The sequence below is a fragment of the Plastoroseomonas hellenica genome, assembly GCF_018129085.1.
Lineage (GTDB): Bacteria > Pseudomonadota > Alphaproteobacteria > Acetobacterales > Acetobacteraceae > Plastoroseomonas > Plastoroseomonas hellenica.
The window spans coordinates 161,695-175,400 of the sequence record NZ_JAAGBB010000010.1; the positions used below are offsets into that span (position 1 = coordinate 161,695).

Sequence of the window (13,706 nt, forward strand, 5' to 3'; positions counted from 1 at the left end):
CGTGCCGGCGCTGGCTGCCGAAAAGCTCTCTGCAAGGACCTGCAGAGCCTCGCCTCGACAATCCAGCCCGCCTCGCATCATGGGCTTTGCCGTGGCCGCTGCGATGACTCGTTGCGGGCGGCCGCCGTCCACCCGCCGTCCACCTTGCGCGGCGGTCGCTGTCCCGCCGCTTGGTGAGATCTGCGCAGACGAACGCCTGAACTTGACGTCGCCCGAGCGCGGGACTCTCGACGGAAATCGCCTGGCTCTGCTCTGCCCAGACGGCGGCCGCTTGGAAGCCATCGCGAGACCAACGTTTTTGGGTGAGCCCTGCTGCCCTGCTGCTGCTCGACCGTGGGTCAGCGCTTGATGCTCGCCGCCAGCGCGGCGAGTGTCTCATTCAGTTGCGCGACGTTGATCGGCTTTGCCACCACCGGCACGTGCCGGAAAGTGTCCGGCAGAGCTTCCGGGCCGTAACCGGTGACGAAGGCGAATGGGATGTGCCGTTGCGCAAGAGAGGCGGCAACATCATCGACGCGATGGCCGCCAAGGTTAGCGTCAACGAGGGCCGCGTCGATCTCCTCACTGCCGATCAGAGCGATAGCCGCAGCAGCTGTCGCAGCCGGGCCAATGACGATGCAGCCAAGCCCGCTGAGTCGCGCCTCGAGATCCATTGCAATCACCAGCTCGTCGTCGACGACGAGAATGCGCCTGCCTTCCAGATTCGGAACCGTGTGCGGCGGGGCTGCCAAGCGCCTGCCGTTCGAGGGCGGAAGCCGGAGCGCCGGCGGTGACGGGTCATCCCGCAGCTGCAGCTGGAGATCGCAGGCGAGACCGCCGGGGCGGAACTCGATGGTGGCGCGGCCGCCAAACGCCTGTGTTGTCCGCTCGATGAGCGTCGTGCCGAAGCCGCGTGCCTGCGGGGGTCGCATATTGGGCACGCCGCTTTCACGCCAGTGGATGACGACCTCACGCTCCCTATCGGGCATGTGGGCCCAGGTAATATTCAGCCGTCCGTTGGGAGTCGACAGCGCACCATATTTCCGCGCGTTGGTGGCGAGCTCGTGCAGTACCAGCCCGATCTGGACCACCGCCTGCGGGTCAAGGTCAACCCGGGGACCGTCCGCATAAATGCGCGCACCCCCAGCGAGTATGACCTGCTCGTGGACCAAATCCGCGAGCGTCGTCCCGCGCATTTGGCCCAACATTAGAAGATCGTGGGCGCGTGCGAGCGCTTCGACCCGACCGGTGAAGCTTTCGGCGAATTCCTCGGGCGAGGACGTCTTCAACAGCGATTGGCTGGCAAGCGCCGTCACGATTGCCAGAGTGTTCTTCACCCGGTGATTGAGTTCATCGAACAGGAGCCGCTGCAGCGCCTCACTGCGTTTGCGCTCCGTAACATCGCGGGCGACCTTCGAAGCACCCACAATTCGCCCGTGGCGGTCGCGCAGCGGCGAGACCGTCAGTGAGATGTCGACGCGCTGGCCGCCCTTCGTCATACGGACCGTGTCGTAATGCGATATGCGCTCGCCCCGCTTCAGCTTCGCCAGGATCTGCTGTTCCTCCGAATGTAATTCGGGTGGAATGATTTTCAGGATCGACTGGCCAACCATCTCCTCGGGCTCATAACCGAAGACCCTGGTCGCCGCAGCGTTCCAGGAGGTGATGACACCGTCCAAGTTCTTGCTGATGATGACGTCATCGGAGGACGCCACGATGGCTGCCAGCCGAGCAGCCTCGATATCGCCCTGTCCCGAGTGGGGGACGTCGATCAGCAGGTTGACAGTACCGATCACTCGGCCGTTTTCGTCGCGCAGCAAGCTCGGGTGCGGCACTGCGGAGAAGCGCGAACCATCCCTCCGCTGCGCATAAAGCTCAACCGTCGGCGGCAGCTCCCCATCCCGCAACAGGCGAGCGGTCGGCCACTCCTCCGGGGCGAGCGGAACGCCATTCGGCATGAAGAGGCGCATAGGGCCGGCTGAGAGGGGCTCGCCGCAAGGCGGCCGGCACTGCCAAAGCTCCGCCGCAGCGTCATTGTAGAATGCGAGGCGATTCTCCGAATCAGTCATGTATGCGGGGACAGAGAGAGCTGCGAGCAAATCGGTGCCCGGGATCATCGGATGCATTCTTCCCGCCCTTGCCGGGTTGGCGCAGACAACGCGTTCTGCGGCCGCCGCTCGCACGCTGTGCCCGAGCAAGTGTGCGCTGCCCCGACAAGCAATTTGCGTTGTCGCGTCATACGCCTTCGGGCCGCCGCATCTGTAACCGACGTGGAGTGCAGGCGCCGCCGCCAGCTGTCCCAGAGGGGCGCGCGACCACCGAACCGCAGGCGGAGCACGCCCTCGTCGTTACAGCACTGAAGTTGTTGCGCGGGACGAAGACGAACAAACGGTCATTACCTTCATTCTGCACTCGGCAGCGGACGATCCTGAGCGGGGGCCCAGAGCCCAGCGTGGCCGATGACCTAATATTCCTACCAATGATACGATCCAAGGAGCGGGCACCGAACCGAAGGGGCAAATGTCGGGCACGGGTTACTCACCCGGTGTGGTTCTGCAGGAACGGCAATTTCGCTCGGGAGTTGCCCTACTCAAACCCTGCTCTGCCTGGACGCACCAGCACGGCGCCCTGCGGTCCGGAGGAGACGAGATTTCAGAGTGGAGTTTGGGGCCGGTGCCGGGCGCCGTCCGGAGACGTTTGTGCCGGCGGCGTCGCCGGGCCCTCTGCCGGCTTTGCGGACCCAAGGCCTGTACCCGGACGTCGTCAAGGCCCAAGCGGTCGCGATGGGGCTCCCCTCACCGCCCAAGGACCGGCGGCGCGCCGGCGTCACCTCCGGTTTTGCGTGGGCACGTGGTGAACTGTCAGCTGCGGCGTGTCCCCTCTCTCCCAGGCGTTTGCGCCGCGAGCAGGCGTGGGGACAGGGATGTCGGCCCTGGCACGCCGGTTATCCGACGTGGAGACACGAAGGTTCCGGTCGCGCTCCGCGATCAGCGCCGGGTCTAGCTGCCCATCGCGTGTGTAGCCCATCATCAGTTGGGGAATGCCGAACGGCAGAGTGTCACCTCTGTCGATCTGCCACGTGTGCCACGTTTTGCCGTAGGTGGTCGCAAGTGACCGCATCGCCACGGTTTCGACCGCATCAGGAATGCCTGGCATTGCGAGCAGACCGGAGGTCGTCTCATAAGCGTGGCTGTGCCAGAGCTGCCTCTCGTCGTCAGGGAGCTGCTCAAATAGACGTTCCGAGATGATGTATTCAATGCCAATCAAGCGCGCTTGCTCGTTGTTTGCGTCGAAAATTATGCATTGATGAAAGTCTTCAGTGAGGTGAGTACAGAAGTGATGTGCTTCTACAGGCCTACCCATGTCGTCCGCATAGAAGTGGAAGCCGTTAAGGTACAAATTCATAGCGTTCAAGGGCGCCTTGCCTTGGAGAAAGGCCGCACCGGCCTCGAGCGCTCTGCTTCGCGCCGACTGCGGATCTCCAGCCGCAGCCGGCCCGGCGGGATGAGGGTGTGGCTGTGGCGCTTGCGCATGAGCGGCACCGCATGCACAGACCGTCGCCGCAGTTGTCAGCAGAAGCGACGTACCCAAGCTGCGCCGGTGCAACTTCGACTGAAGCCGGTTCATCTCAATACTCCATGCGGGCGACGTGCTGACCCGGGGGTGTTCTGGTCGGCGTGAGACCACGTCGCTTCAGACGGCAATGCCGACAGGAGGCCTGAGGTTGCGGTCGGGTCGGCGCGTCGGCCAGGACTCGAGCAGTACTCGCCTTCCCTCAAAACGACCTACCATCAGCTGCTGCTTGCGACCAGGCGGGAGCCATATTGCTGGTCAGGAGCCGGCGCCGCGCAACTCTCTCGGCGAGCGGTAATCCGGTTGGCTGACAGGCAGCCGCCGCGCGCCTCAGTGGGCTGGGTGCCGCCGTTTAGCTCCGTTCGCAGGCGACCACGCGAGGCGCCCTAGAGACGCTGCATCGCGCGCGGTGCTGCGCTGAAGCTTCCTATCCCCGGGGTGCGCCAGAGCGCGCGAAGTTCCACTTCGGCCGGAGCGGATTGATCCATGTTAAAGCGCGGCGCTTCGGTGTGGGAAATCATCCGAGAATGCGCGGCCTCAACGTCGCTGCTGAATTGTATCCAGGAGGAGGATACGCTGTCAGCGGTTGCTTCAACCCGCATGGGTGGGTGAGTCGATATGGCCTTCGATGATGACCCGCGCGGCAGACTTTCGCTCGGTGGGTTGAAACGCTCCAGACGTCGCCGGCCTGGCCCCCAGGTCGCGCTGCCGATTGATGACGATGCAGAAGCCCGTCGCGGCGCTCCCTGGGAACGGCGCGAGGACGAGGACAGGCCGCTACCACACGGGAGCGCGGTGGATGAAGACCACGATCTATAGGTGATCGCGCAACCGGCCCGGCCGACGCAGGCGTCTGCCGTCGGCGACCTCAATCCCGGAGGTGGAATGCCGGCAGTGCCCGAACCTCTTCCCGGCTCATTTGGAGCTGAAAGCGTCGCTGTGTGCCATCGTACCGCAGCTGTGAGAAGGGTACCGCCACGTGCTTCTCGGTGAAGCCGAGCCGTCCCTCCAGCTCGATGACCGCGGTTTCCACCCGGCCTTCGGCGTCGAGGATCAAGTCCTCGATTTCACCGATCTCGACATTGTCGGAGCTGTAGACGTCGCGCTCCAGCAGCGCTTTGACACGCCGCTGATCCGCCACTGGTGAGGCCGGGCTCGCCGTTCTGGCCGCAGTCGATTGCGCAAGTGCTGCCGGGACCGCGGCAGTGACGATGACGGTGCAGGCGAGCCCACCGGCCAGGATTTCTCGGCGCGTGCGCATGGAGGAACCACTCCCATTCTGATGCACAATCTGCCCGGCCACTGGCGGCCGGGCGCTGTCGAGACCGTCGTCTGGCGACCGAAGAGAAGCTCTAAGCCGCTTTGCGGTTCACTTTGCTCTCGGCGATTGCTGTGAGCTTCTTGTCGGTTGCCTTCTCCTCGTCGAGATTGGCCGCAAGCAGGCCGGCGCAGTCCTCTCGTCCCAGCTGCTTAGCGAATGCGACCAAGGTGCCGTAGCGCGTAATTTCGTAGTGCTCGACGGCCTGGGCGGCCGCGAGCATTGCGGCGTCACAGACTTCCGGATCGTCGGTATCGCCCATGATTTCACTGGCCTCGTCGAGGATGCCGTCCATGGCTGCACACGTCGTGCCCTTGATCTCTTGACCGTGCTGTTTGAACACTTGCTCCAGCCGCCCGATTTGATTCTGTGTCTCCGTGAGATGGTGCTGGAAGGCGGCCTTGAGCTCCGGATCAGTCGCCTTTTCGCTCATATCGGGCAGGTTTTTCGCGATCTGTTTTTCGGCATAGTAGATGTCCTGAAGCATGTGGACGAACAGATCATCGAAGGTCTTGATCGGCTTTGAGAAGAGACCCATTGCGTTGTCCTCCTGCGGTCGCGTGCGTGCGTGGGCGTGCCCCGCCGGCACTTGACCAGCGCCGGAGGTGGAGCTGCGGCGAGAACGCGCGTCGCGGCCGCCAAGTTGCTGGCGCGTGAGACCCGGGAATGATGCCAGTCTTTGCCGCGGCTGCCGGAGGGAACGCCCGGGGCGAGGCGCCGCGTCAGAGCTGGAGCGCGTTGCGCGCGGCGCGACGGCCCGAGAGGAAGCGGTCCAGAGGCCGGCCTCCCGCGATCGAGGCGCGCCGGAGTAACCACCGGTCTGCCCTTGGCAAGGCCCTCCATGGCCGGCGCAGCACGGCATCCCGCGGATCGGGCCGCCAGATGATCGGATCCGCGCCGAGCAGGCCGCCCGCTTCCTGCATCGCCCCGTCCAGGTTCTCCCAAAGATAGGGATGCGCGGGGGTAAAGCCGCACACCCGGAGGAGGTGTCCCCTAACCTCCCAGCCGAACAGGATTTCCCGAAGAGAGGGCAGGCGCATCTCGCCTTCCTCCGGGCCGCATTCCACTGCCAGGCCGGTGCAGCCTTGCAACGCCGCCGCCATGGCCTGGAGCTTCGGCGGCTCAAGACCTGGGAACTGCCAGGCTCCCACCGTCAAACCCATTGGTGCTGCTCCCCGGGGATGCCCGTTTCGGCGCTTTGCCGCCGGCCGCGGCACCGGCGGCGACGGATCCGCCGACGATACTAATCTCCGCGCCGGCCTTCAGCCCGAGATGAAGCAGCATGGGTGTCCGCGACCAGGCGGGCACGACAATCCCAGCCTGTTGCAGGACGCGCCGCGCGGTCGTGGTGCAGTTGGGGCCAAGATGCCCCCAGCTCTGCGTGCCAGCCTCCATCAGCATCCGGCGGGCAGCATCGGCGCCTGTCGCCTGCCCAGGCGTGACGGCGAGCTCCGTCACCACATACTTCGCACCCGGCGCGCCCGACATATACCGCACGCCGCCGAGTGGCCGACCGGCGAAGTGGAACCAGGCGGTCGTGCCTCCCTGGCGGATGCCGATCGCATTGTGCCCCATCTCCAGAGCGCTGCGATGCATGTATGCGACCGCGACACGCTCGGAGGCATGCCCGGCACCGGCGATCGCGATGCGGCGCGCGACCCCCATGGCGATGCTCGGTCCAACACCGGCCGCGAGATCGGCACCGACGCCGATGTAGCGTGCGGTGTCGTCGCCCGCGCCGAAGCCGCGCGCGACCGCCTCCGTTCCTTGCTGGGTGAAGCCGGACTTCACCTCGCCGGAAGTGACGCTGCGGAAGCCAGCGACCACAGTATCCGCGCCATGGGCGATGAGGATAACACCGCCCACTTGCGTGACGCCGGTGGGTGCGGCGACGCCACCGGCGCCGAGTGCGATCTCCAGCCCGCCGCCAACATCTGCAGGACCCCGGTGACGACGCTGCCGAAGGAGCCACCCGACGGCTGGGATATGTCGCTCATGATCGACTCCTGCGACCGTGTTGAGTCCGATCGTGTGCGCAGGATGACGAAGCCCGGGACACTGCCGCTGTTCCGCTGGTGACAGCATCGACAGTGGCGGCTGAAAGCGGGCGGATGTCACGCAGTCTGCGCGCCGTGACGAAGCCTCCACCTTCGGGCCGCGACCACTGGGGTCGCGCAGCGCACCCGGCATCGTGTCGCTACCCTCGGGCGCTCGGCAGTCGTTTCATTCGTCCGAGCGATCTGCCGGCGGCGCGCGGAAGCTTGCAACGTGGGCTTGCCGAGGGCGCCGCACCCGCGGCGAACGACATGTTCCAGCCCAATTCAGGCGATCGCGCCGCTACCGTCCTCGGCGAGGAAGAATCAGAGTCGGACGCGGTCGTGGCGCGCGGCGCGCGGTGCGGCCGTCAGTTCCTCTGCCTCTGTTGCGTGATGCGGCTCCGCGCTTGGGCAGCTTCATGCTCAGTACCGATACGCGGCGCTCATGCGTGAGCTCCAGATCGGCGTACTGTTCCTCCAGGAGCGATACTCATGGCCGCTCCGCGCGATTAATGCCGCGTGGTCCTCAGGGCGGCGGTGCGGCAGCAGCCGGCCAGGAGCGCGTCGTCATACCGCACGCCGAAAGGCCGCGATCATCCGGCCGTGATGCAGGGCCAAGCCGTCGACGAAAGCGGTGGCGCCTCCTCGGCGGCTATTGCCATCCGATGGATTTCCGCAGGAAGGCTGCCCCAAGGGCGGCAAAGCTGGCGACTTCGGCGTTGTCCTTGCCGTATCCGTGACCGCCCGCGGCGGGTTCGTGATACCAGGCATTGTCGTAGCCGATCGCGCGCAGCTTGGCGGCGAATTTGCGGGCATGGCCCGGATGCACGCGGTCATCCTTCCGGGTGGTTGCAATGAGGATGGGTGGATAGGGCTGGCCCGGCGCAGCGTTGTGATAGGCCGAGATGTGGCGGACGAAATTCCACTCCTCCGGCTTGTCGGGATCGCCGTATTCGGCGATCCAGCTCGAACCGGCCAGCAGCCTGCTGTAGCGGCGCATGTCGATCAGCGGGATGGTGCAGAACAGGGCGCCGAAATGCTCCGGGTAGCGCGTCAGCATGTTCGCGATCAGGAGCCCGCCATTGGAGCCGCCTTCGGCCGCGATCCGCCCGGGCTTCGTGACGCCGCGCTTCACCAGGTCCGCGGCGACGGCGGCGAAATCGTCATGCGAGCGGCTCTTGTGGCGGCCGCGGCCGGCCTCGTGCCAGGCAGTGCCGAATTCGCCGCCGCCGCGGATATTGGCGTCGACGCTGGTGCCCCCTTTCGCGAGCCAGAGCCGCCCGACCGAGGCGCTGTAATAGGGCAGACTGGAGATCTGGAACCCGCCGTAGCCGGTGAGGTGGACCGGCGCATCGCCGGTGGGCTCGGCCGGGCCGGTCTGGACATAGGGGATCCGCTCCCCATCGACCGAGATCGCCTCGTGGCGGGTCACGACCAGCCCGTCCGCCCTGAACAGCGCGGGCGCACGGCGGATCGGTGTGGGCGCGGCGAGGCCGGGCCGGGCCAGCATCATGGTCGCGGGCGTCAACGGGTCCTGGGTGTTCACCAGCAGGGTGCCGTCGGATTCCGTCGGCTCCTGGTCCAGTGGCCAGACGTGGACGACGCCGATCGCGGGAAGGCCCGGGAGGTCGGCCGAGGTCCAACCGGCCTCGCCGGGCGTCCAGACTGTGAAGATCGGGCGCAGATCGTCCAGGATGGAGAGCACCAGCCGCCCGGCGCACCAGAAGAAGCCGCTGAGCGCGCGGCGCGCGGCCGGGATGAAGAGCACCTCCATGGCGCGCGCGCCGGCCAGGTAGGCGTCGCGCCGGATGCCGAGCACGGTGTCGGGCGCGTAGGTGACTTCGCCGATCGTCCAGGGCGTGCGGGGGACCACCACCAGCCAGCCACGGTGCCAGGCGGCGCGGGCGTCGCGGGGAACCTCCAGCAGTGTCCTGGGGCCTGCCGTGTCGCCGAACCATACGAGCGTGTCGAAGAAGGCAGGCTTGTCGAGGAAGAGGAGCTGGCCGTCCTCGCGATCGATGCCGCCCCAGGCGCCCATGGCCTCGGCCGAGGTCTCGAAGATGACCGGCGCCGCCAGCGGATCGGCGCCCCGGCGCCAGAGCCGGATGGTGCGGGGATAGCCGGAGGTGGTGGCCATCCCATCGCCGAGCGCACTGGAGAGCAGGAGCGTGTCGCGGTCGATCCAGGCCGTGCTGCTCTTGGCTTCCCGCAGGCTGAAGCCGTCCTCGATGAAGCTGCGGGTGGTGATGTCGAATTCGCGCATCACCACGGCATCGCCGCCACCGCGCGACAACGACAGGATGGCGCGGTCATGGGCGGGGGGAAGGCTGGTGGCGCCTTTCCAGACCCAGTCCTCGCCTTCCTCGGCGGCCAGGGCGTCCAAGTCGAGCATCAGCTCCCAATCAGGATCCTCGGACTTGTATGCGGCCAAAGTCGTGCGGCGCCACAGGCCGCGCGGGTTCGCGGCGTCCTGCCAGTGGTTGTAGAGCAGCCCGCCGCGGCGTGTGACAAAAGGGATGCGGTCAGGGCGGTCCAGCGCATCCCGTAGCCCATCGCGATCGGCGACGTAGACGGCATCGGCGAACTGGGCGGCGGTGCGGGCGGTCTGCTCAGCGGCCCAGACCAGGGCCCGGTCAGCATTCACCTCCTCCAGCCACAGCCAGGGGTCGTCGTCAGGAGCGTCGAGGGTCGGGCGCGGGTCGATCGTCACGAGGGAACCTTTGCAGTGGTCGCGACTCAGTTCAGCACGGGGATTGGCCGGCGTCAGTGGCAGCGGCGAGGTCCCTGCCCCGCGATGGCGAACCCGGTCTCGCCGGACCGGCGGGGCACGCGATCACATTTCCCCCGTGTGGCAACTACGGTCCGAAGTCCCTGCTTTTTCCCACCTGTTCTCGAAGGGAGAAAACGTCATGGGCGGAACTGGCAGCATGTCGGATCGCAGCGGTGATGTAGCGCGGCGCGAGACCGGGGCGTTGATCTCCTCCGACAAGGTCGAGGGAACGGCGGTCTACGACCCTGCCGGCAACAGCCTCGGGTCCATCCACAGCGTCATGATCGGCAAGACCGACGGTAAGGTCGCGTATGCCGTCCTATCCTTCGGGGGCTTTCTCGGGATCGGCACTGATTACTATCCCATCCCGTGGGCACAGCTTCGCTATGACACCGCTCAGCACGGCTACGTCGCCCTCTTGACGAAGGAACAGCTGGAAGGTGCGCCGCGCTACGAGACCGCGCCCGATTGGGGCACGCGCAACGCCGGGTGGCAGGCCGATGTCGACCGATATTACCGAGGGCCGGCCTTTCCGTCTGCGTGAGCGCTGCGATCCTGTTCTGCCCGTCCGGACGCGCCGCGCTCTGGATAAGGCCCCCTCGCCCGCCGCTCAGGCCCTGCAGCCGGCGCAAGCGGTCGTCGGCCACCCTGACTCGTCGCGCGACGGATCGGCCAGCATGTTGGCAGAGCGCCCGCCGCCCACGTCGTCAGCCGGGACCGCGATCAGAATAACAGCGAGACCGGCGGCGCAGCGAGCGAGCAACGCTTCGAGCGCTCCGGGTCACCGACCCCATGGCGCCGCTCGTGGCGACATACAGCGCATCGACCGCCAGGCGCCCGAAGCCGGCGAGGCTCTGAGCATCGATGGGAGCTCCGGCGACAGAAAATGCGGCGAGGACGCGCACGTTGGTGGCGCGACCTACCCGACAGCCAGAGCAGAGCTTTCTCCCCGTCCTCGCGACCGGCCAGCAGTCTATCCCGCATCATGAAGGAAGCGCGACTGCAGGGCGGAAGCGCCGCCGGCCGCCGCTGGTCTGGCCTCCGATGGCGTTCTGGTGTCGAGTGTGCCGGGGCGATGTTCTGCAAGCGGCGACTGCCGCGGCAAAGATCCCTGGCAAAGGAGGACCACGTCTCGGCATGGACAGGAAGCACCGATGCGCATGAGCGGTGGAACCCGCCTGATGCTCCTGGCCCTCGGCGCGATGTTTGTGCAGCAGACCTTTGCATCGCTCGGTCGCAGTCTGCCGACGGTCATCGCCCCTGCCATCATCTCCGACCTCCGTCTGGATGCCGCCTGGGTCGGAGTCTATGTGAGCCTGATCGCCGTCTCCGCGCTGATATGTCAACTCGGATGCGGGAGCTTCATCATCCGCTATGGCGCCTAGCGCATGAGTCAGGTTGCGCTTGTGCTGTTGGCTGGCGGCCTCTCCGCGGCTTCCACAGGATGGATCTTTCTTTTTGCACTTTCGGCTGCGATAGGCGGCGGTGGTGCCGCCATTTCAACGCCGGCGAGTTCGCACCTGCTTGGGCGCTATTCGCCGCCGAGCTACGCTCCGTTGGTTTTCTCGCTGAAGCAGACCGCTGTGCCTGCCGGGCTGCTTATGGCCGGCCTGCTCGGTCCAGCGCTCACGCAATCTGTGGGATGGAGTACCACGCTCAACATTGCCGCGGCCGGCTGCGTCCTCTTTGCATTCATGCTCCAGCGCCTGAGACCTGAGTTCGATGCCGACCGGGTGCCAAGCCGGCAGTTCCGCTTCTCAGATTTTCGAACGACCTTCACCTCGGTCCTTGCCACGACCGACTTGCGTAATCCATGGCATGCTTCGCGTTCAACGGACTCCAGACCGTTTTCGCCTCCTATTTCATCATCTACCTTTTCGAGCTCGGCTATGATCTGGCGCTTGCTGGCCTGGTATTCTCGGTCGCCATGTTCATGGCCGTGCCGTGCCGCATACTGTGGGGCTGGCTCGGCAGCACCTCCATCTCACCGCGAAGCATGATGGGAGGTCTCGCGTTCGGTATGGCCGGCAGCACGCTGCTTGTTGGCTTGTTCGGACCGCTTTGGCCGGTTCTGATCGTCGGCTTCGTCGCTTCGTGCCTGAGCGCGACCGCGATGTCCTGGCATGGGGTTTTGTTGGCGGAGGCGGCGCGACTTGCCCCAGCCGGAATGCGCGGTATGGCGACGGGCGGAGTCCTCTCGTTCGGCCAGCTTGGCGGACTGTTATTGCCGCTCGCTTACTCTGGCCTCCTCTTCATCACCGAAAGCCACGGCATCGGGTTCATGGTCTGCGGTGCACCCGCCCTCCTCGTCGGCACTTTGCCGATGCGGCGGTCCGCTCAAGGCGACGCGTCGCCCCCTCGGCAGAGCTGATCGGGCGGGACGCCCGAACACGGCGGTGTGCGGAGAACTGCATGGCCTTAAGCGGCACCGCTCGTCACAGGCCGGGCGCAGACCGCCAAGTCGTCAGAGCGCTGCGCGCAGGGCCCGGAGCAGGGCCGCTCCCGAGCGCAGCGTGAAGGCACGATGCGATCTGATGCCGGAGCCGTCGGCGCGGCTCTCGCCGGCGCCGGCATCAAAGCGGACGAGATCGCTAACAGCGACCCAAGCCTGGGCCCGTGTCGCGAAGCGCAAACTCAGCACGGTTTCGGCCGCAGACTCGGGGTCGACCAGGTAAATTGCGAACTCGGCTTTTCCGCAGCCGTCGGTCACCTTCCGCACGCGGTAGCGCGCTCGTGCCGCCATCGACTGTCCTCCGTGCGGAAGCGGCGCGTAGAGCCGGCCGTCGCACGGCAGAACCCCAGCGGAGCAGCGAAGTTTCTGCGTTGTATACAAACCACTCAGGTCAAACAGCGGTTGCGACTGGCTCTCAATCGGAAATAGAGGGTGGCAACCCGATTTCCGCCTGTGCAGCGGATCTTGGAATGCGCCTGAGATGTGCCCCACAGCCGAACCGGTCGCTTGCACCGATTCTGCACCGCTGCATTTTGGCACCGCCGGGTGCCCTCGGAGCGGGCGCGGTTGGAACGACCCAGGCTCGAGCGGCGGTTTATCAGTCGGCGTGCGGCGCGCTGCTCGCGGCCTGCGCGATCACTGCGCGGCAAGCGGCCGTGCAACTGTGAACCGCGGCGCAGGCCGGGAGCCGCCGCGGATGCGAGGCGCTGCAAATCAGCCGAGCACCTTGCTCAGTAGGTGCCAGCAAGCTGACAAACCCGGCGGAAGCCAGATCGCTTAGGCGGCGCGGCGTTCGGGTGGCGCTAGCGCGCGGATCATCTGGATCACCGCCTGCTGCTGCGCCGCGTCGCCGATCTCGGCGAAGCTCTGCACCAGCTCCTGTACCAGCGGGTGATGGGAGGACCAGTGCGCTTCCCAGCGGTCCAGCCCGTCATAGAACGAGGCGACCGGCGTGCGCAGGCTGCGGGCAATTTCGTAGAGACGGCCGGCGGCGATGCGATTGGCGCCGGTCTCGTATTTCTGCAGCTGCTGGTAGCTCACGCCGATCAGCGTCGCGAGCTCGACCTGGGACAACCCAAGCAACAAGCGTCGCTCCCGGAGGCGGGCCGCGATGTGCCGATCCACCGGACTGACATCCATCGCCGGCCGCTCCACTCGCCTGCCGTCTCTCACCCGGGAATCCCCATCCACCGATGGATGAGTCATAGGGACGACAACTCTAGCAAAGCGTGAACCGCGATTCCCGCTGCGCCGGTGGCTTTTCCATTCGAAACAGGGAGATGCCGAACGAAGTGCCCGCATTAGGCGAGGAGCTAGTTGGAAATCCAGCGTCGATTCTGTGTCTCCACAACCACAGCGGGCCAATTCTGTCGTGCTCTGCAATTTTGGGCTGCCGTACGTTAACCAAAGCTGCTATCACGTTCCCGCGAGCTACTCGCCGCAAAACGCGGCCATTCACTTTTCCCAGTCCTTCTGGAGAGCAAGATGCGCGCACTGGTTGTCGAGCGGGATCCGATGAACGTCATCGGAAAGGTGCGGGCCCTGCAGCTCGCGACCATCACCGTGGATACCGCCAAG

The 13,706-nt window shown here is 66.0% G+C and carries 12 protein-coding genes and 1 pseudogene; 4 read left to right on the forward strand and 9 right to left on the reverse strand.

The features are described from left to right. Positions 1 to 338: 338 nt before the first annotated feature. The 7 genes from GXW71_RS10535 to GXW71_RS10565 all read right to left on the reverse strand — a co-directional run bounded on the left by GXW71_RS10535 (position 339) and on the right by GXW71_RS10565 (position 9,616). Complete coding sequence (locus tag GXW71_RS10535) at positions 339 to 2,096, reverse strand: PAS domain S-box protein (protein WP_211852448.1); 1,758 nt, start codon at positions 2,094 to 2,096, stop codon at positions 339 to 341. A gap of 709 nt (positions 2,097 to 2,805) precedes the next feature. Next, the gene (locus GXW71_RS10540) at positions 2,806 to 3,606 is read right to left on the reverse strand and encodes an OBAP family protein (RefSeq protein ID WP_246526444.1); all 801 of its coding nucleotides are present in this window, start codon (positions 3,604 to 3,606) and stop codon (positions 2,806 to 2,808) included. An 814-nt stretch (positions 3,607 to 4,420) separates the two neighbouring features. Beyond that, positions 4,421 to 4,813, reverse strand: coding sequence for a PRC-barrel domain-containing protein (locus GXW71_RS10545; RefSeq protein WP_211852449.1), 393 nt, complete (start codon positions 4,811 to 4,813; stop codon positions 4,421 to 4,423). Between the two features lie 91 nt (positions 4,814 to 4,904). Continuing rightward, a complete protein-coding gene (locus GXW71_RS10550) occupies positions 4,905 to 5,408 on the reverse strand; it encodes a YciE/YciF ferroxidase family protein (RefSeq protein WP_211852450.1) in 504 nt (167 codons plus the stop codon). A 184-nt stretch (positions 5,409 to 5,592) separates the two neighbouring features. Further along, positions 5,593 to 5,973: a hypothetical protein gene (locus tag GXW71_RS10555; RefSeq protein ID WP_211852451.1), complete on the reverse strand. Its 381-nt coding sequence runs from the start codon at positions 5,971 to 5,973 to the stop codon at positions 5,593 to 5,595. Between the two features lie 19 nt (positions 5,974 to 5,992). Next, positions 5,993 to 7,060: a DUF4225 domain-containing protein gene (locus GXW71_RS10560; RefSeq protein WP_211852452.1), complete on the reverse strand. Its 1,068-nt coding sequence runs from the start codon at positions 7,058 to 7,060 to the stop codon at positions 5,993 to 5,995. 498 nt (positions 7,061 to 7,558) lie between these two features. Continuing rightward, complete coding sequence (locus tag GXW71_RS10565) at positions 7,559 to 9,616, reverse strand: prolyl oligopeptidase family serine peptidase (RefSeq protein ID WP_367617282.1); 2,058 nt, start codon at positions 9,614 to 9,616, stop codon at positions 7,559 to 7,561. 217 nt (positions 9,617 to 9,833) lie between these two features. Here GXW71_RS10565 and GXW71_RS10570 point away from each other — a divergent pair, with 217 nt between their 5' ends. From GXW71_RS10570 to GXW71_RS34760, 4 genes and pseudogenes are all read left to right on the forward strand, one after another. After that, positions 9,834 to 10,220, forward strand: a complete 387-nt coding sequence (locus GXW71_RS10570; RefSeq protein WP_211852453.1) for a PRC-barrel domain-containing protein — start codon at positions 9,834 to 9,836, stop codon at positions 10,218 to 10,220. A 610-nt stretch (positions 10,221 to 10,830) separates the two neighbouring features. Continuing rightward, positions 10,831 to 11,061, forward strand: a complete 231-nt coding sequence (locus GXW71_RS10575) for a hypothetical protein (RefSeq protein ID WP_211852454.1) — start codon at positions 10,831 to 10,833, stop codon at positions 11,059 to 11,061. A gap of 3 nt (positions 11,062 to 11,064) precedes the next feature. Next, a pseudogene (locus GXW71_RS35425) lies at positions 11,065 to 11,469 on the forward strand (MFS transporter); the annotation flags it as partial. Positions 11,470 to 11,489: 20 nt separating this feature from the next. After that, positions 11,490 to 12,047, forward strand: coding sequence for an MFS transporter (locus GXW71_RS34760; protein ID WP_246526445.1), 558 nt, complete (start codon positions 11,490 to 11,492; stop codon positions 12,045 to 12,047). Between the two features lie 93 nt (positions 12,048 to 12,140). On the opposite strand, the gene GXW71_RS10590 is transcribed toward GXW71_RS34760, so the two are convergent. Together GXW71_RS10590 and GXW71_RS10595 are read right to left on the reverse strand one after the other, a co-directional pair. Then, positions 12,141 to 12,419: a hypothetical protein gene (locus tag GXW71_RS10590; RefSeq protein ID WP_211852457.1), complete on the reverse strand. Its 279-nt coding sequence runs from the start codon at positions 12,417 to 12,419 to the stop codon at positions 12,141 to 12,143. A gap of 486 nt (positions 12,420 to 12,905) precedes the next feature. Next, the gene (locus GXW71_RS10595) at positions 12,906 to 13,268 is read right to left on the reverse strand and encodes a helix-turn-helix domain-containing protein (protein WP_211852458.1); all 363 of its coding nucleotides are present in this window, start codon (positions 13,266 to 13,268) and stop codon (positions 12,906 to 12,908) included. Between the last annotated feature and the right edge of the window lie 438 nt (positions 13,269 to 13,706).